Origin of the sequence: Streptomyces doebereineriae (assembly GCF_031845645.1) — a bacterium.
Classification (GTDB): Bacteria; Actinomycetota; Actinomycetes; order Streptomycetales; family Streptomycetaceae; genus Streptomyces; species Streptomyces canus.
Window position 1 is genome coordinate 1 of the sequence record NZ_JAVREZ010000283.1, and the last position, 456, is coordinate 456.

A 456-nucleotide genomic window follows, 5' to 3' on the forward strand; every position below is an offset into this window, starting at 1 on the left:
TACGTGGACAACACCCGCGGGCAGGGCCGGGCAAATACCGCGGTCACCGGCACCCTGGCGTATGCAGGCAAGCAGGGCCTGTCCGGCGGCGACGAACGCTGGGCGGCGCTGGCCACCATGATCCTGCCGATGGGCGGCGCTCCGTATGTGGTGATGCCAAAGGGACCCGACGACTATGACTCGGCCTCCCCGGTGATCCAGCGGCTGCTGGATCAGAACGCCCGGTTCGTGGCGGTGGCCGGCATCGGATTGCTCGCCCCTGGCGACACCGGTCAGCTCAACGACCCGGGCCCCAGTGCGGCGCGCACCGCGGTCGGTTACAACCGGGCCGCCGATCAGCTGTTCGTGTTCCAGGGCGGCAGCTACACGCCGGACAACATCCAGGACCTGTTCCGCGGCCTGGGCGCGGACAACGCCCTGCTGCTCGACGGTGGCGGCTCGTCGGCGATCGTGTTG

General features: G+C 69.7%; 1 protein-coding gene. It reads left to right on the forward strand.

What is annotated here, in order from left to right:
* Positions 1-456, forward strand: a 456-nt coding sequence (locus RNB18_RS51900) for a phosphodiester glycosidase family protein (protein ID WP_311721044.1), incomplete at both ends; no start/stop codon positions are given.